The sequence below is a fragment of the Natronococcus sp. A-GB1 genome (assembly GCF_029688845.1).
Lineage (GTDB): Archaea > Halobacteriota > Halobacteria > Halobacteriales > Natrialbaceae > Natronococcus.
Genome location: NZ_JARUKW010000004.1, coordinates 189783 through 207471, shown reverse-complemented (window position 1 = coordinate 207471; position 17689 = coordinate 189783). Strand labels below are relative to the sequence as shown.

16 protein-coding genes are annotated in these 17689 nt (G+C 67.2%); 9 read left to right on the top strand and 7 right to left on the bottom strand.

Annotated elements, in window-relative coordinates:
- Positions 1-71: 71 nt before the first annotated feature.
- Positions 72-632, top strand: coding sequence for an HD domain-containing protein (locus QA600_RS06800; protein WP_278291198.1), 561 nt, complete (start codon positions 72-74; stop codon positions 630-632).
- Between the two features lie 93 nt (positions 633-725).
- Here the strand turns inward: QA600_RS06800 and QA600_RS06795 are convergent, their stop codons facing one another.
- Both QA600_RS06795 and QA600_RS06790 read right to left on the bottom strand, forming a co-directional pair.
- Entirely contained in the window at positions 726-1232 is a 507-nt protein-coding gene (locus tag QA600_RS06795; RefSeq protein ID WP_278291197.1) for a hypothetical protein, read from the bottom strand.
- Positions 1233-1575: 343 nt separating this feature from the next.
- On the bottom strand, positions 1576-1935 hold the full coding sequence (locus tag QA600_RS06790) for a 4a-hydroxytetrahydrobiopterin dehydratase (RefSeq protein WP_278291196.1): 360 nt from the start codon (positions 1933-1935) through the stop codon (positions 1576-1578).
- A 136-nt stretch (positions 1936-2071) separates the two neighbouring features.
- Between QA600_RS06790 and QA600_RS06785 the strand changes: the two genes are divergently transcribed.
- Together QA600_RS06785 and gdhB are read left to right on the top strand one after the other, a co-directional pair.
- Positions 2072-3250 (top strand): M24 family metallopeptidase, encoded by a 1179-nt coding sequence (locus QA600_RS06785; RefSeq protein WP_278291195.1) that lies wholly within the window; start codon positions 2072-2074, stop codon positions 3248-3250.
- A gap of 5 nt (positions 3251-3255) precedes the next feature.
- Complete coding sequence (gdhB, locus tag QA600_RS06780; RefSeq protein ID WP_278291194.1) at positions 3256-4545, top strand: glutamate dehydrogenase GdhB; 1290 nt, start codon at positions 3256-3258, stop codon at positions 4543-4545.
- Here gdhB and QA600_RS06775 read toward each other — a convergent pair whose 3' ends face one another.
- The 4 genes from QA600_RS06775 to QA600_RS06760 all read right to left on the bottom strand — a co-directional run bounded on the left by QA600_RS06775 (position 4546) and on the right by QA600_RS06760 (position 10072).
- Complete coding sequence (locus QA600_RS06775; RefSeq protein ID WP_278291192.1) at positions 4546-5148, bottom strand: hypothetical protein; 603 nt, start codon at positions 5146-5148, stop codon at positions 4546-4548. It lies immediately after the preceding gene.
- A gap of 88 nt (positions 5149-5236) precedes the next feature.
- Positions 5237-5632: a VOC family protein gene (locus tag QA600_RS06770; protein WP_278291191.1), complete on the bottom strand. Its 396-nt coding sequence runs from the start codon at positions 5630-5632 to the stop codon at positions 5237-5239.
- Between the two features lie 237 nt (positions 5633-5869).
- The gene (locus QA600_RS06765) at positions 5870-9091 is read right to left on the bottom strand and encodes an FAD-binding and (Fe-S)-binding domain-containing protein (RefSeq protein ID WP_278291190.1); all 3222 of its coding nucleotides are present in this window, start codon (positions 9089-9091) and stop codon (positions 5870-5872) included.
- A 9-nt stretch (positions 9092-9100) separates the two neighbouring features.
- Positions 9101-10072, bottom strand: coding sequence for a D-2-hydroxyacid dehydrogenase (locus QA600_RS06760; protein WP_278291236.1), 972 nt, complete (start codon positions 10070-10072; stop codon positions 9101-9103).
- A gap of 120 nt (positions 10073-10192) precedes the next feature.
- Here QA600_RS06760 and QA600_RS06755 point away from each other — a divergent pair, with 120 nt between their 5' ends.
- The 5 genes from QA600_RS06755 to QA600_RS06730 all read left to right on the top strand — a co-directional run bounded on the left by QA600_RS06755 (position 10193) and on the right by QA600_RS06730 (position 16034).
- The gene (locus QA600_RS06755) at positions 10193-11515 is read left to right on the top strand and encodes an amidohydrolase (protein WP_278291189.1); all 1323 of its coding nucleotides are present in this window, start codon (positions 10193-10195) and stop codon (positions 11513-11515) included.
- On the top strand, positions 11512-12744 hold the full coding sequence (ilvA, locus tag QA600_RS06750; protein WP_278291188.1) for a threonine ammonia-lyase: 1233 nt from the start codon (positions 11512-11514) through the stop codon (positions 12742-12744). The genes QA600_RS06755 and ilvA overlap by 4 nt, the downstream gene beginning before the upstream one ends.
- A gap of 206 nt (positions 12745-12950) precedes the next feature.
- Positions 12951-13340: a hypothetical protein gene (locus QA600_RS06745; RefSeq protein WP_278291187.1), complete on the top strand. Its 390-nt coding sequence runs from the start codon at positions 12951-12953 to the stop codon at positions 13338-13340.
- Positions 13341-13837: 497 nt separating this feature from the next.
- The gene (locus QA600_RS06735) at positions 13838-15001 is read left to right on the top strand and encodes a Gfo/Idh/MocA family oxidoreductase (RefSeq protein WP_278291186.1); all 1164 of its coding nucleotides are present in this window, start codon (positions 13838-13840) and stop codon (positions 14999-15001) included.
- A 67-nt stretch (positions 15002-15068) separates the two neighbouring features.
- Entirely contained in the window at positions 15069-16034 is a 966-nt protein-coding gene (locus tag QA600_RS06730) for a C-terminal binding protein (protein ID WP_278291185.1), read from the top strand.
- A gap of 46 nt (positions 16035-16080) precedes the next feature.
- Here the strand turns inward: QA600_RS06730 and QA600_RS06725 are convergent, their stop codons facing one another.
- Complete coding sequence (locus QA600_RS06725; protein WP_278291184.1) at positions 16081-16332, bottom strand: hypothetical protein; 252 nt, start codon at positions 16330-16332, stop codon at positions 16081-16083.
- A gap of 123 nt (positions 16333-16455) precedes the next feature.
- On the opposite strand from QA600_RS06725, the gene QA600_RS06720 reads away from it, so the two are divergent.
- Positions 16456-17688 carry an HD domain-containing protein gene (locus QA600_RS06720; RefSeq protein ID WP_278291183.1) on the top strand — a complete coding sequence of 411 codons (1233 nt, stop codon included), beginning with the start codon at positions 16456-16458 and terminating at the stop codon, positions 17686-17688.
- Position 17689 lies beyond the last annotated feature (1 nt).

The following is a 17689-nucleotide window of genomic DNA, read 5'->3' as shown; positions in this document are numbered from 1 at the left end:
TGTAGCGACGAACCGTGGAACTCGCAGTTGGACTGGTAGCCTACTTACCGACCCCGGTCGTAGACAGCGCTATGAGCGAGGACGCGGTCCGGGCGGCGTTCCCCGAACTGACCGCCATCGGAGACGACGAGCTTCGAGCCGGCGTCGTCGACGCCTGGTCGACGGCTGTTCTGGAGAACGACGTCGACGACCTCACCACCGTTCCGTGGCTCCCTCCGACGCAGCGTGACCTGGCGCTGGACGACGAGTCTCTGGTCACCCACGTCCGCGACGTAACTGCCTGTGCTGTCGCGCTCGCTGAGACGCTCCTGGACCGTCGCGAGGGGATCCTCTCGCTGGATATGGACACCGTCGTTGCGGGAGCCCTCGTCCACGACGTGAGCAAACTCGCCGAGTTCGACGGGATGGACGAAACGGCGGTCCACGCGTTGCTCGGTCATCCCTACTACGGTATCCACGTCACCGCCCGAGCGGGCCTGCCGGTCGAACTCGCACACATCGTGCTCTCCCACACCAGTCGGACGGCCGTCGAACCGGCGACGATCGAGGCGGAACTCGTCAGGCGGGCCGACGAGATGGCTGCGGCCGCTATCAGGTGGCGGGCGACGGACGATCTCCGGACGGTACGGTGACCGCTCTCGGTCGAGTCGACGTGAGCGTGCGATTCACCGGGTCGAGTAGTGCCACCGAGAGAGTCTGGAGGGGTATTCCGACGGCGTCTCACACTACTCGAGAACGGTCTGGGGCCGCTTGAGGTACATCTCCTGGTCGACGACACGCTCGTAGACCTCGTAGAGGGTGTCGATCGCCGCCTCGTCGGGCGCAAACTGGATGTGCACCGCCGAGCGGTAGGCCCGACAGGAGGTCAGGAAGAAGTACAGTGTCTTGTGATGTTTCGGCGTCGCGTCGACGACGCTGACCGCCTCGCCCGCGAGGTCGTCGGAGAAGTCGTTGAGCATCGCCGCGATGTCGTCGACCAGTTGCTCGTCGGGACGGTACACCGGCGTGCCGAACGTCTGCTCGAGGAACCGCGTCGTCGACTTCAGAAACGGGTTCGAGTCGAGCCCGGTGGGATCAACGGCGGCGAAGGTGTCGTACAGCTCGAGCAAGGTCCGTAGCTCCTCGCGGGTGACCGCGATCGGCATGACCGGATCGCCCTTGGGAAGCGAGTAGTCGGGGAAGCTATGGCCCCCGGGGTCCGGGAGCGCCGAGAGCGTGTCGTCGATGCCCATACTCGACCCACGACGCGCGCTCCCTAACCGTTTCCGGGGGTCTTCGGCTCGAGCGACGGGCTCGGTGCGACGGCTCCTGCTCACAGACTCGGTTTCCCGCGGTTTTCGCTCTCACTCACTTCGTGCTCGCGGGTCGCTTTCGCTCGCACGGTCCGCGGGACCGTTGGTCCCGCGCTACTCGCAGCCGCGGCTCTCGCTCACATCGTTCGCTCACGGGTCGCTCCTCCCCGTTCGCTTTTCGCGGTTCTCACTCACTCCGCGCTCGCGGGTTGCTTTGCTCCCCGCTCGCCCCGCGATTTTCACTCACTTTGTTCGTTCCGAACCGCGCACACTCCGAACCGCGCTACTCCTCGAGGTCGTACCCCTCGTAGAATCGATCCATCCGGGCCGCCATGACGAAATCCGTCTCCCGAAGGCCGTCGATCTTGTGCGTCCACAGTTCGATCACGACTTCGCCCCACGAGAGGTGGATGTCGGGGTGGTGAAACTCCTCCTCTGCGAGCTCGCCGACCTCCTTCGTGAACTCGAGGGCGTCCCGGAAGTCCACGAATTCGTAGGTGCCCTCGAGGTGGTGTTCGTCGACGACCTCCCAGACGTCCCGATCGAGGTCCTCGAAGAGTGGAATCAGTTCTTCGCCCTCGAGGGGGTCCTCGTCGCCGGTGCAGGCGGTACACTCCCGGTCCGCGAGTTGACTCTCCGTCATACGCCGACCTACGGGCTCCCGACCCATGTAACTGATCGACACGACCGTTCGGCGCGAGCCGAGTCGTACACAGTTACTGTAATCATTATACACAAATTTTTTATTGTCACTGCACGACCTCCCGGGTAGAGCCCAGATGTCCCAGGAGATATTCGACGAACAGGAGTACGAACGCCGACTATCGCGGACCAGAGAACGGCTCCGCGAGGAGAGCCTCGATGCGATCGTCGTCTCCGATCCAGCGAACATGAACTACCTCGCGGGGTACGACGGCTGGTCCTTTTACGTCCACCAGGCGGTCGTCGTCACCGCCGAGCGCGACGAACCGATCTGGGTCGGCCGCGAGATGGACGCCGGGGGCGCGCGAGCGACGACGTGGCTCGCAGAGGAGAACATCCGATCCTACAGCGACGACCACGTCCACTCGCCCCACGACCTGCATCCGATGGACTACCTCGCGGGCGTCCTCGAGGAACTGGACGTCGCCGACGGCCGGATCGGTCTCGAGATGGACGCCGCCTACTTCACCGCAAAGTCCTACACGCGCCTGCAGCAGAACCTCCCGGATGCCGAGTTCGAGGACACCACCCTGCTCGTGGGCTGGGTCCGGATCAAGAAATCCGATCGGGAACTCGAGTACATGCGCCAGGCCGCCGAAATTTCGGAGAACGCGATGCAGGCGGGGATCGACGCGATCGGCGAAGGGGTCCCGGAGTACGAGGTCGCGGCCGAAATCTACGACGCCCTGATTCGAGGTACGGACGAGTTCGGCGGGGATTACCCCTCGATCGTCCCGCTGATGCCCTCGGGCGATCACACCGACACGCCCCACCTCACCTGGACTGACCGCGAGTTCGAGGACGGCGACCCTGTCATCATCGAGCTCTCGGGCTGTCGCCACCGGTATCACTCCCCGCTGGCCCGGACGACGTTCGTCGGCGATCCGCCCGAAGAACTCGAGGAGGCCGCCGACATCGTCGTCGAGGGGATCGAGGCCGCCCTCGAGGTCGCAGAACCCGGCGTCACCTGCGAGGCCGTCGAGGAGGCCTGGCGAGAGACCATCGCCCAGTACGGCATCGAGAAGGAGGATCGCATCGGCTACTCGATGGGACTCGGCTATCCGCCGGACTGGGGCGAGCACACCGCGAGCATCCGGCCCGGCGACGAGACCGTCCTCGAGGAGAACATGACGTTTCATATGATTCCCGGCATCTGGACCGAGGAGATCGGAATGGAGATCAGCGAGACCTTCGTCGTCACCGACGACGGAGTCGAAACACTTGCGGAGTTCCCGCGAAAACTGTTCACAGCGTAAGACTCATGACGACTACACCACCCCAGCAGGACGACGAATCGGGCGAGAGCGACCTCGACTCGGCACTCGTGACGGCCCGCCGTCAGCTCGAGCGCGCCGCGGCCCACGTCGACGTCGACGACGGCGTCGTCGAACGACTCAAACACCCCACACGAGTCGAGCAGGTCTCGGTCCCGCTCGAGCGCGACGACGGCAGCGTCGACGTATTCACGGGGTACCGCGCCCAGCACGACGACGTTCGCGGCCCGTACAAGGGCGGGCTGCGCTATCACCCGGAGGTCAACGCCGACGAGTGTACCGGGCTCTCGATGTGGATGACCTGGAAGTGCGCCGTGATGGATCTCCCCTTCGGCGGCGGCAAGGGCGGCATCTCGGTCAACCCCAAGTCGCTGAGCAATGACGAGAAGGAACGGCTCACCCGCCGGTTCGCGGAGGAGTTGCGGTACGTCATCGGCCCGACGCGCGACGTTCCGGCACCCGACATGGGTACCGACGCCCAGACGATGGCCTGGTTCATGGACGCCTACTCGATGCAGCAGGGCGAGACGATCCCCGGCGTCGTCACCGGGAAACCGCCCGTCATCGGTGGGAGCTACGGCCGCCAGGAGGCGCCCGGGCGCTCGACGGCGATCGCCGCCCGCGAGGCCATCGACTACTACGACAAGCACCTCGAGGAAACCACGGTCGCCGTACAGGGGTTCGGCAGCGTCGGCGCCAACGCCGCCCGCTTGCTCGAGGAGTGGGGAGCGAACGTCGTCTCGGTCAGCGACGTCAACGGCGCGATCTACGACCCCGACGGTCTCGATATCGGCGCGATCCCGACTCACGAGGAGGAGCCCGAGGCCGTCCTCGAGCAGGACGCCCCCGAGACGCTCTCGAACGAGGAGATCCTCGAACTCGACGTCGACGTCCTCATTCCGGCGGCGATCGGGAACGTCATCACCGCCGACAACGCCGACGACATCGCGGCCGACATCGTCGTCGAGGGTGCGAACGGGCCGACGACGTTCGCCGCCGACACGATCCTCGAGGAACGCGGCGTCCACGTGATTCCGGACATCCTCGCCAACGCCGGCGGGGTGACGGTGAGCTACTTCGAGTGGCTCCAGGACATCAACCGCCGCAAGTGGAGCTTAGAGGAGGTCAACAAGGAACTCGAGTCGAAGATGCTCGACGCCTGGAAGGAGGTCCGAACCGAGGTCGAGGAGAAGGAGCTGTCCTGGCGGGACGCGGCCTACGTCGTCGCGCTCTCGCGGATCGCGGAGGCGAAGGCGACGCGCGGGCTCTGGCCCTGACTACCGGAAGCAGTCGACGAGTGTTCCCGTCGAGACGGGATCGGGCGTCTCCGTCTCGCTCGGAACGGAACCCGACGGTCCCAGCGAGAGACCCGTTCTGACGGCGGCCGTCTCGTCGACGGCGTAGACGGCGCCGCCGTAGCCGTCGGCCGCCGCCCACGGTTCACCGTCTTCATCCACGCCGCTCGGCGCCTTCGTGTACCGCACGCGGACGACGTGGATCTCGTCGTACCAGTCGAACCGCCTGACGTCGTCGAACTCGATCGAGTGGTCGACGATCCGTCCGGATCGCTCGCGGGAACAGAGCGCGTCGTTCCTGGCGTACGCACGCTCGTGGTCGCGGACGAACGAGACGACGACGTCCGCAGCGAAGGCGATCGGCGGATCCGGATACGGTTCCGTCTCGGCACCGTGGGCCGTCTCGGTGCCGTCGTCGGCTCGTTCGATTTCGACGCTCGCGAGGTCACACGCCGGCCGCGACGCCTCCACGCAATCGAAGCGCTCCGCCAGCGAGTCCTCGGCACCGCGTTCGTGCGGGTCTCCCAGCACGCCGGAGGAGACGGCGCCCACGCCGATCATCCCGAGGAGTACACGACGTTTCATAGCGGTGTTCTGACGGAGTTACATAAATACTTTCTCCATATAACTTCTGAAAATTGCAAGAACAGCGTCGTTGATGGGTGTAAGCCGATCAATCGTCCTCGTACCGACCGATCTCGACGAGGTTCCCGTCCGGATCCCGGACGTACACCGACTCGAGGCGACCGACGGTGCCGGTTCGCTCGACCGGCCCCTCGACGATCTCGACGCCCCGCTCGCGGAGGCGGTCCGCGACCTCGGTGATCGGGGTTTCGGTCAGCAGGCAGAAATCGCCCGCGCCGGGGGTCGGCGCTGCGGCGACGTGCTCGACGTTAGTGTCGACAGGGTGGAGGTTGATCTTCTGCTCGCCGAACCGTAGCGCCCACCGCTCGCCCGTCCGTCCGTCGTCGAAGGCGACGATCTCGGCGCCCAGCGCCTCGTAGAACGCGCAGGTTCGCTCGAGGTCCTCGACGGTGAGCACGAAGTGGTCGATCCCGGTGAGGTTCACAGTCTATCGCCCCCGGCTAGTTGATGCATACGTAGCTCTTCGGCCCGATCATACTAATTCCCCGTACGCGGGGGCTCGATCGAGAAGCGTGCTCAGCGGAGGGACGCGAGCAACATTTCAACCGCCACATCGAGCGGATCAGACCGGATTCGACAGACGTAGTCCGTGATCAACGTCGGTTGGACTGACGCGATCGTATGCGGAACGATCGAGAGAATAGAATCGCTTGCGGTGAGGTTAGCGATCCGGATTACGCGACAGCGCTGCGGAAACCTTCTCTATCGGGTGGGGCGGTTCCTCGTGACCGTCGTAGCCCGCAATCTGACTCCGACAGGACGCGCCGGGGGCGACGACGGTCTCGCCGTCGCTGCCGGCGATCTGCTCGAGGAGCACGTCGCCGATCTTCCGGCTGAGCGAGTAGTGTTCGGCCTCGTAGCCGAAGGAGCCGGCCATCCCACAACAGCCCGAATCGAGGGCGTCGACCTCGTAGCCGACCGTCTCGAGGACGCCGGCCGCGTGGCCGTCCTTCTTCGTCGCCTTCTGATGGCAGTGGCCGTGGTAGGTCAGGGACTCGCCGGACGCTGCGGTCGGGAGCCGATCGACCAGGTCGAACCGCTCGAGATACTCCATGATGCCGTAAGTGCTCTCGGCGACGGCCTCGACGTCTGGACCCGAGAGCAGATCCAAATAATCGGACTGGAGCATGACGGCGTCGGAGGGTTCGACGAGGACGACCTCCCAGCCGTCCTCGACGTACGGAGCGAGCGCCTCGACGTTCGTTCGCGCGCGCTCGCGGGAGACGTCGAGGAAGCCCTTCGAGTGGGCGGGCCGACCGGTCGACGTCACCTCGTCGGGGATCCGGACGTGGACGCCCGCGGTCTCGAGGACCTGCACCGTGGCCTTCCCCGCCCGGGGATGGTTGTAGTTGGTGTAGGCGTCGGGAACGAGCAACACCTTGCGGTCGGCCTCTGCGGGATCGACGTGCGATCCGCGCGCGTCGAACCAGTCCTCGAGGCTCTCGTCGGCGAACGAGGGGAGGTCCCGCTCGCGGGCGATTCCCAGTGTCTTCTCGGCGACGAGCCCGGAGCCCGGCAGCGACGCGGCCCAGTTCGAGACGGGCGCCAGCGCGGAGCCGACGGCGTTGAGCCGATCGACGTTCGCGAACAGGCGCTCGCGCAACCCGACGCCGTGTTCCTGGTGGGCGGCGTGTTCGACCTCGGCTTTGAGCTTGGCCATGTCGACCTCGCTCGGGCAGTCCCGCGCACAGCCCTTGCAGCCGATACACAGGTCCATGATCTCGGCGAGGAACTCCGTGTCGGTGGCGTCGGCCTCGAGGTCACCGCTCATCGCCTGGCGGAGCATGTTCGCCCGGCCCCGCGTGCTGAGGCTCTCCTCCTCGGCTGCGCGGAACGTCGGACACATGACGCCGCCGGTGGTCTCCTGGTCGCTGCGACAGCCCCCACAGCCGTGACAGAGTTCGGCCATCCCCTGGAAGCCGTTCTCGTTCTCCCAGCGCAGGGCGGGCTCGAAGCCGGCCTCGAACTCGTAGTCGGGGTCGAACCGCAGGTGCTCGGTCATCCGGTGGTCGCCACAGACCGTCCCCGGATTGAGCAGCCAGTCGGGGTCGAACGCCGACTTCAGATCGCGGAAGAGCTCCCACACGTCCTCGCCGTACAGCTTGCGGTTCCACTGGGTGCGGGCGTGGCCGTCGCCGTGCTCGCCCGAGACCGAGCCGCCGTACTCGACGACCAGATCCGTTACCGCGTCGGCGAGGGACTCGAACTCCTCGAGGCCGGCCTCGCTTTTGGTGTCGACCAGCGGCCGCATGTGCATACAGCCCGGCCCCGCGTGGGCGTAGAAGCTCGCGAACGTGTCGTGGTCGGCGAGCACCTCCTTGAAGTCGGCGACGTAGTCCGCGAGGTTCTCGGTCGGGACCGCGGTGTCCTCGATGAAGGAGATGTGCTTGGCGTCCGACGTGCGCGAGAGCAGGATCGGCGCCGCGCTCTTGCGAAGCTTCCAGAGCTCGGCGCGCTCGTCGGACGCGTGGGCCTCGAGCGCGTCGAAGGCGCGGACGGGGTCGCCGGAGGCGGTCGCGTTCCCCGCGGCGTCCGCGTCGCCCTCGTCCGCGGTCGGGTCCGGGACGGTCTCGTCGGGGAGTCGATCGGCCAGCAGGTCGGCGACCTGCTCGCGACCGTGGTCGTCGTCCTCGGCGTAGAACTCCACGAGCAGTGCGGTCTCGGTGCCCGCGGGGAGCTGTGCGACGACGTCGGCGAACTCCTCGGTCCGCCCGGCGAGGTCGATCAGCACGTCGTCGATCGCCTCGATCGCCGCGGGATCGTGGTTCCGGACGATGGTGTCGACGTCGGCCATCGCCTCGAGCAGGTCCTCGTAGGTCAGCAGGGCGACCGACGTGGTTTCGGGGATCGGCTCGAGAGCCACTTCGACCTCCGTGAGCACGCCCAGCGTCCCCTCGCTGCCTGCGAACACCCGCGCGAGGTTGACCGTCGCGTCGGGGTCGGGTTCGCCGTCGATGTCGACGGAGTCACCGCTGTTCTCGTCGAAGGCGTCGGGGCGGCCGTAGGCCTCGGCGACGAGCCGATCGAGGTTGTATCCCGAGACGTTCCGCTTGAGCTGGGGGTACGCCTCGGCGATCGCCTCGCTCTCCTCGTCGATCACCCGTCTGAGTGCCTCGTGGATGCGATCGGACAGGGAACCGTCGGGATCGGCCCGCTCGCGCAGCGTCTCGACCGTGACCTCGCCGAACCGTTCGACGGAGCCGTCGGCGAGGACGACCTCGCAGGACTCGACGTAGGCGTCGGTTTTGCCGTACTGCAGCGAGTGGGCGCCCGTGGAGTTGTTGCCGACGGCACCGCCGACCGCGCTGCGATTCCCCGCGGCGGGGTCTGGCGCGAACTTCAGCCCGTGGGGCTCGAGCTCGTCGTTGAGTTCGGCGAGGACGGCCCCCGCCTGCGCGGTTGCCCGCCGCTCGTCGGGATCGATCTCGAGGAGGCCGCCCATGTGAGTCGTGAAGTCGAGGACGACGGCCTCGTTGACCGCCTGGCCCGCGAGGCTCGTCCCGCCGCCTCTCGGTAGGACGGGAATCTCCCGGTCGGCGCAGTAGGCGACGACGCTGGCGACGTCCTCGGTCGATCGCGGGAGGACGACGCCGATCGGCGTCATCTCGTAGGCGCTGGCGTCGGTCGCGTACAGCTGGCGGCTGTACTCGTCGAAGCGGACCTCGCCGTCGATCCGTCGCCGGAGGTCGGAGACGAGTCTCGGGCGGTCGATCCGACCGCCGACGTAGTCGTAGTCCGCCCGCGAGTCGGCGGCGGGATCCTCGGCTCGCGGATCGTCGGGCGGCCCTAGCTGCACGTCCTCGGGGGCCGCGGTCTGATCGCTGTGGTCAGTCGTCGTTCGATCGCCGTGATCGGTCGTCGACCGGGTGTCTTCGCTAGCCATCGTGACGACTCAACTCGAGTCCGGCCGGAAGACGACGTTTTCGAATCCGCGCCCGTCCTCAAGCGCGTCGACGTTCGTCGCGACGATGTCGGCCAGTCGGTCCCAGTGTTTCGGCGTGTGGCCGCCCGTGTGGGGCGTGATCAGGCAGTTCTCGAGGTCCCAGAGCTCGTGATCGTTGGGGAGCGGTTCGGGATCGGTGACGTCGAGGGCGGTGCCCCGAATCCCGTTGAACTGCAGGGCCGAGACGAGCGCGTCGGTGTCGATAATGCCGCCTCGCGCCGCGTTGACGATCACGGCCTCGGGCGGCAGCGTCGCCAGCGCGTCCTCGTCGACCAGGTTGCGCGTGAGATCGTTCAGCGGGCAGGCCAGCACGACGTACTCGCTCCTGGAGAACGCCTCGTGGACATCGTCCTCCTCGAAGCTCAGGACCTCGTCGGTCGGGCCACCCTTCGAGGGTGTGTATCGGATGCCGATCGTCTCCACGTCGAATCCCTCGAGGCGCTGGACGATCTCCTGGCCGATCGAGCCGAGACCGACGACTGTCACCGTACTATCGGTGAACTCGTGGGACTGGAAGTGGCGCCACTCGCCGTTCGATTTGCGCCGCCAGCCCTCGTGGAGGTTGCGCGCGAAGACGAGCATGTTCGCGATCGACTGCTCGGCGATCCCGGGCGCATGGATCCCGCCCGCGTTCGTGACGACGACGCCGTGTTCGGCCAGTGCGTCCATCGGCACGTGGTCGGTGCCGGCGAACGTACACGCGAACAGCTCGAGGCGATCCGCGTCCTCGAGCAGCTCCTCCTCGATCGTAACCCCCGTCACGATCCGGGCCTGCGGGACGAGCTCCCGTTCTTCCTTCGGCGTGCGGGCGAGTTCGACGGTCGCCTCGGGGAGGCGCTCGCGCAGCGTTTCGGCGTACGATTCCATCGAGAGTCCTTCCGTCCCCTCGCGGAGGACGACGATATCTGGCTTGCTCATGATAGTTCACGCCTGAGCGACGCGTTGGCGTACGATTGTCACCATCTACCTTATCCTTTTTGTGTAGCCGACGTTAACGACAATTGTGTACAATTAAGTTCGTGGGGGGAGTCATCGACTCCCATGAGCGAACCGATCCGGAACCGACTCTCCGCCGTTCGCCGGGACTTCCACCGTCACCCGGAGCCCGCCTGGCGGGAGTTCTACACCACGTACCGCCTCGTCGAGGAGCTCGAGCGCATCGGCGTCGACGAGCTGGCCGTCGGCGCCAACGCCTACGATCCTGCCGACCGGATGGCCGTTCCCGGCGACGAGCGCCTCGAGGACTGGCTCGCCCGCGCCCGCGAGTGGGGGGCCGACGAGGACGTCCTCGAGTGTATGGCCGACGGAAACACCGGCGCCGTCGCGGTGCTCGACCGCGGCGAGGGGCCGTCGATCGGCCTGCGCGTCGACATCGACGGGCTGTTCATCGAGGAGGCGGACGACGACGCACACCGCCCGGCCGCCGGGGGCTTTCGCTCGAGGATCGACGGCGCGATGCACGCCTGCGGCCACGACGTCCACATGACCTGGGGGCTCGCGGCGCTGGAGGCGATCAGGGAGAGCGACTTCTCGGGCAGGCTCGTCGTCTTCTTTCAACCCGCCGAGGAGGTTAGCGGCGGGGGCTGCCCGATGGCGAAGAGCCGCTTTGCCGACGAGCTGGACTACCTGCTCGCGGCCCACGTCGGCCTCGACCACCCGACAGGCGAGGTCGTCGCCGGCATCGAGAAACCGCTCGCGATGTGTCACCTCGACGTCCACATCGAGGGCGAGTCGGCCCACGCGGGCAAGGCGCCCCAGGAGGGGGCAAACGCCATGCACGCAATGGGGACGGCGATCGAGAACATCTACGCGATCCCGCGCCACGCCGAGGGAATGACCCGCGTCAACGTCGGGTACGCCGAGGCCGGCAGCGCGAGCAACGTCATCGCCGAAAAAGCACGAATGGAGGCCGAAGCTCGCGGCGAGACGACCGAGCTGATGGAGTACGTCGAATCGCGGTTCGTGCGGGTCGCCCGCTCGGCGGCGAAACTGCACGACTGCGAGGCCGAGGTCGACGTCGTCAGCAGGTCCCCGCGGGCCGACAGCGACCCCGAACTCGCCGCCGTGGTCGCCGACGTCGCCCGCGGCGTCGACGGGATCGACCGCGTCGTCGAGCGGGCCGACTTCGGCGCGAGCGAGGACGCGACCTTCCTGATGGAGCGAGTGCAGCAGGAGGGCGGGCTGGCGACCTATCTGATCATCGGCACCGACCACCCCGACAGCCACCACACGCCCCACTTCGACGTCGACGAACGGAGCCTCGAGCACGGCGCCGCTGTCCTCGTGGAGACGATCCGGGCACTCGAGGATCGGGGACCACGGACGGGATCGCGGTCGTCACCGGCGACGGAGGGGGGGCGGTGAGCGATCGGCGAATATCCCACGAAGACGTCGAGGCGGCCCGCGATCGAATCGGCGACGTCGCCCACCGGACCCCGCTCGACACCTCGCGGACGTTCGCCGAGCTGAGCGGGGCCGCGTCGGTCGGGCTCAAACTCGAGAACGTCCAGCGGGCGGGCTCGTTCAAGATTCGGGGGGCGTACAACCGGATGGCCCAGCTCTCCGAACGCGAGCGCGAGGCGGGCGTGATCGCCTCGAGCGCGGGTAACCACGCCCAGGGCGTCGCGCTCGCGGGCGACCTGCTCGGCATCGAGACGACCATCGTCGTCCCCGAGGTCACCCCCGCGGCGAAGATCGAGGCCACCCGCGGCTACGGCGCCGAGGTGATCGTCGAGGGCGAGATCTACGAGCGGTCCTACGAGTACGCCCTCGAGCGGGCCGAGGAGACCGGCGAGACGTTCGTCCACCCCTTCGACGACGGGGCGATCATCGCGGGCCAGGGAACGGTCGGCCTCGAGCTGCTCGAGCAGTATCCCGAGCTCGATACCGTCCTCGTCGCCATCGGCGGGGGCGGGCTGATCTCGGGGATCGGCACCGTCCTGAAGGCCGCCGATCCCGACGTTCGGGTGATCGGCGTCCAGCCCGAGGGGGCGCTCCACGCCAAACCCGCCCTCGAGAACGACCGCATCCACGAACTCGCGGACGTCGACACCGTCGCGGAGGGGATCGCCGACACGCGGATGCTCGAGACGACGTTCGCGAACGCCCGCGAGGTCGTCGACGACGTCGTCGGCGTCACGGACCGCGAGCTCGCGACCGCCGTCACCCTGCTCGCCGAGCGAGCGAAGACGGTCGCCGAGACAGCTGGTGCGGCCCCGCTCGCCGCCGCGCTCTCCGAAGAAATCGACCTCGAGGACGAGCACGTCGCCGTCGTCGTCTCCGGTGGGAACGTCAACCTCTCCGAACACGCCGAACTGACCCGCACCGGACTCGGGGAGCTCGGCCGCTATGCCGAGGTCCGACTGGCGGTCGCGGGCTGGCCGACGGCCGTCGGCGACCTCGTCGAGACCGTCGAGGCCGAGGGCGCGGCGCTGGACGTCCTCGAGCGCGCCCGCCGCGGCCCCGACGATCATCCGAACCGGGTCCCCGTGACGGTCGGACTCGAGGGCAGCGGCCCGGAGCACTTACGAGGTGTTCTCGAGTCCTTGGGAGAGCTCGAGGACGTTTCCGTCGTGGAGAGCGGGCTCGCGTAGCCGAAGCGGGCCCGTCGAACCGTGCCGGTTGGCCCAGCACGCTGTCGGTGCGCCGCGCTGTTCCACTCCTTTCGGCGCACGACGCCGCAAGCCGTCCCGCGTCGGGAGAAGTCAGGATCGATATCGTTCGAACACGGACTGGCTGATGCGTGAGACCTAATTGATAAGGTTGGGCGTTTAATTACGACACTAAAGAACTCTGAGCCGTGTCAGACAGCAATCAGAGATCGGACATGATCGGCGGGGGTGGCGAGTTATGTGCCAGCGACAGGATCGACGAAATCCTGCGCTCCCTCGGAGACGCGCGTCGACGACGTCTCATTTCGTACGTACGGGAACAGGGACCGACCTCCCGGACGGACGCGGCTCGACAGCTCGCCGCCTGGAAGAACGACACTTCGCCCGCGACACTCTCGGATGAGGCCGTGGAACGAGCCGAGATAGCGCTCCACCACAAGCACCTCCCGGCGCTCGAGGACGCGCGGCTCGTCGAGTACGATAGCCGATCCGAGACGCTCCTGGTCCGCGATCTGCCCGAGCTGGCCGAGCGCTGTCTCGAGTGCTGTGGCCTGGCGGAACGTTCGGCGTCGCCGTGATCGAGGGAGGGCCACGTCCTCAACGGGCGGCTTCGAAGCCTTTCGACACCGGCGACCGAAGATACGAGCAAGAGGGTCTTACGCTGTTCGCCCGAGGGCGCGGTGGTGCGGATTCGGCGAACGGCCCACGATCGGGACCGAACCGCTAGGGCTCGAGGATGACCTTGACGCAGTCGTCCTCCTTGTCGTTGAACGTCTGGTATATCTCGGGGCTGTCGCGTTCTCGGCGGCCATGTACCCCGTCGGGTAGATATCGGAGAGGAACAGGACCTCTTCGTCGGAGAGGTTCGAGCCGATCGCGTCCGTCGGTTCCTCGATCTCGGGCTTCGGGACGTCGTCGACGCGGATATCCTGCTCGCCGTGCCAGCGGAGTGTACGAGCACAGCCATGCCGACCGTTCGGGTAAGGGCGCGGCCTGTGCTCGCAACGGCCGCGCGACCGCCGAAAACCGCCGCGAGACGGAAACTTCTAACTACATCTGTGGTGAACGATCGCGCATGACCCTCGAAGTCGGCGTACTCGGCTACCGGTTCATGGGGAAAGCCCACGCGAACGCACTGGCACGACTGCCGATGTTCTTCCCGGACGCCCCGGACGTCGAGCGCAAGGTTCTCGTCGGCCGCGACGAGGAGGCGCTCTCGGAGGCCGCGGAGCAGCTCGGGTTCGCGGAGACGGCGACCGACTGGCGCGAGGTCGTCGACGACGTCGACGTCTTCTACAACCTCGGCCCGAACCACGTCCACGCCGAACCGTCGATCGCGGCCCTCGAGGCCGGTACGCCCGTCTTCTGCGAGAAGCCGTTGGCCCCGACCCTCGAGGAGGCAGAAGAGATGGCCGAGGCGGCCCGCGAGGCCGGCGTTCCCAACGGCTGTGCGTTCAACTACCGGTTCGTCCCCGCGATTCGGTACGCGAAACGGCTGATCGACGACGGCGAAATCGGCGAGATCCGCCACGTCCGCGGGCGCTACCTCCAGGACTGGCTGGTCGACCCCGAGGCGCCGTGGGCCTGGCGCCTCGACGAGGAGATGGCCGGCTCGGGTGTACTCGGTGATCTGGGCGCCCACACGGTCGACCTCTTGCGCTTTTTGATCGGCGACGACGAGCACGCGGGCGACATCGAACGGCTCAGCGGTCACCTGCAAACGTTCGTCGATGAGCGTCCGGTCGAAGGGGAGGACGGCGAGACTCCGGAGGAGTCTCGAGGAGACGGCGAAGCCGTCGAAACGCGCCCGGTCACCGTCGACGACGCCTACTCGGCCCAGCTCGAGTTCGCCAACGGCGCGATGGGCACGCTCGAGGCCACGCGGTACGCGACGGGCCACAAGAACGACCACACGATCGAGATCCAGGGCAGCGAGGGCAGCCTTCGGTTCTCCCTCGAGCGCCTGAACGAACTCGAGGTCCTCCGTCGAGGCGAGAACCGCGGCTACGAGACGATTCTCGTCACGGACGAGGACGACCCCTACGTCGACCACTGGTGGCCGCCGGGCCACGTCATCGGCTGGGAGCACACGTTCGTTCACGAGAACTACGAGCTGCTCAGCGCGGTCGAAAGCGGCGGCGAGTTCGAACCCAGCTTCGAGGACGGGCTGGCCGCCCAGCGGGTCCTCGCGGCGATCGAGGATAGCGACGAGCGCGGCGAGTGGGTCGACCTCGAGTAATCGCGGTTCGGTCTTCGTTGCAGACCGTACGCCTATCGGGGAGACGCCCGAACGTATCGACCGACCGATGACCCACACGATTCTCGTCACGGATTTCGACTTTCCCGACCTCGAGATCGAACGCGGCGTCCTGGCCGACCGCGACGTCGAACTCGTCTCGGCCGACGCCGAAACCGCCGACGAGGTGATCGAGGCGGCCCGGGAGGCCGACACCGACGCGTTGCTCGTCCAGTACGCGCCGATCGACCGGGACGTCCTCGAGACCCTCGACGTCGCGGTCGTGGGCCGGTACGGAATCGGCGTGGACACGGTCGACCTCGAGGCCGCGACCGACGAGGGCGTCGTCGTGGTCAACGTCCCCGACTACTGCGAGGACGAGGTGCCGACGCACACGATCGCGCTCCTGTTCGCCTGCGTGCGCAAGACCTCGCTGTACGACCGTGAGATCGCCGAGGGAACGTGGGACTGGACGGTCGGCGCGCCGATCCACCGGCTGGCGGGGAAGACCCTCGGCTTCGCGGCGTTCGGAAAGCTCCCGCGGCGGATCGCCGAGCGGCTCTCGGGGTTCGACCTCGAGTTCGTCGCGTACGACCCCCACCAGTCCGCCGACGAACTCGCCGAGTACGGCGTCGAGAAGGTGTCGTTCGACGGGCTGCTCGAGCGCTCCGATATCGTCTCGGTGCACGCGCCGCTGACCGAGGAGACGCGGGAGCTGTTCGACGCCGAGGCGTTCGCGGCGATGGACGACGACGCCGTCCTACTCAACACGGCCCGCGGCGCGGTCGTCGACGATGAGGCGCTGGCGACGGCCCTCGAGGACGACGAACTCGCCGCTGCGGGACTGGATGTGCTTCCGGCGGAACCGCCCGAGGACTCGCCGCTGGTCGGCCGCGACGACGTCGTCTGTACGCCCCACGTCGCGTGGTACTCCGAGGAGTCGATCGTCGAGCTTCGAGAAACCGTGACTCGAGACGTTCTGCGCGTATTAGGCGATGATCGGCCCGAGAACCCGGTCAACGAGGACGTTCTCTGAGAACGGGCGTTCGAGCGAAGTCGGAAGCGATCGCTCGTCCGGACGGCTACTTCGAGTCGACCCGAACGACGGTATGGATCTCGTCGTAGCGAACGCTGCCCTCGTCGACGGGCTGATCGTCGAGCTCGAGGTAGCCGGGCTCGAAGCTCGTTACCGTTCCTTCGAGCTCGAAGTCTTGGCTGTCGTCGGCCCACTCCTTGCTCTGGACCTCGACGACGTCGCCGACCGCGACGTGTTCCTGTACCAGCTCCTGTGCACGGTCCCCGTCTGCGTCCGGCGGGATCGTCAGTTCCGTCATGTACTCGAAGCGAACGGCGGCTACGCGTAAAGTGTTGCTGTCGTCGTATTCAGCGTGGACCTCGGCTCGACGGGAGTCTCGTGGTCCGACGACTTTTGTACGAACGCGGCGAAAAACCCGGTAATGAAGACCATAAAGGACAGCGTCCACGACCACATCCGGATCGACGGCGTGGCTCGAGCGCTGCTCGATACGCCGGAAGTCCAGCGCCTCCGCCGGATCGCCCAGCTAGGGACCGTCTCGCTCGTGTATCCCTCCGCAAACCACACCCGGTTCGAGCACAGCCTCGGGGTCTACCACCTCGCCTGCGAGGCCCTCGAGGGGCTCGGTATCGAGGGAAAGCAAGCCGAGCGCGTTCACGCGGCGGCGATGCTCCACGACGTCGGCCACGGCCCGTTCAGCCACAACCTCGAGTCGCTTACCCACCGCCGCACGGGCCGGTACCACGACGACGTCGACGAGCTGCTCGCCGACGGACAGGTCGGCGACGTCCTTCGAGAGCACGACCTCGAGCCCGAGGCGGTCGCCGGGCTGGTCGCCGGCGAGGGGCGGTTCGGCCAGCTCGTCTCGGGCGAGCTGGACGTCGATCGGATGGACTATCTCGTCCGGGACGCCCACCACACTGGCGTTCCCTACGGAACGATCGATCACGGACGGCTGGTCCGGGAGCTGACCTTCACCGACGACGAGCTCGTCCTCGACGAGGGGAACGTCCAGACCGCCGAGAGCCTGCTGGTCGCGCGGGCGCTGATGAATCCGACGGTGTACAGCCACAGCGTCGCCCGGATCAGCAAGGCAATGCTCCGGCGGGCCGCCGAACGCCTCCTCGAGGCGCCGGAGGCCGGAATCGACGCCGAAACGCTCCAGCGGATGGACGACTACGATCTGACGGTTGCGCTGCGCAACTGCGAGGCGACGAGCGCATTCTCGCGGCGACTGGATCACCGCGACCTGTTCAAACGGGCCGTCTGGGCCGAGATCGACGACGTGCCGGGCGGGATCATCGAGTCCGACCACGAGGCGATCCGGGAGTTCGAGCGCGAGATCGCCGGCAGGGTGGGCGTCGACCCGGCCCACGTCATCCTCGACGTGCCGGGACGCCCGTCGATGACCGAGTCGACGAGTCGCGTACTGGTCAACGGCGACGTTCGGCAGCTCGGCCAGCAGTCGCCGCTGGTCGAGGCGCTGCGAGCCGCCCAGTACTCCCAGTGGCGACTCGGCGTCTACTCGCCGACCGAGCTTCGTGAGCGGGTCGGGCGGGCTGCCGTCGAGGTGCTCGGACTCGACATCGAGGGCACGCTCGTCACCGAGGTTCGGGACGGACTCGAGACGACCCTCGACGAGTTCGTCGAGTGAC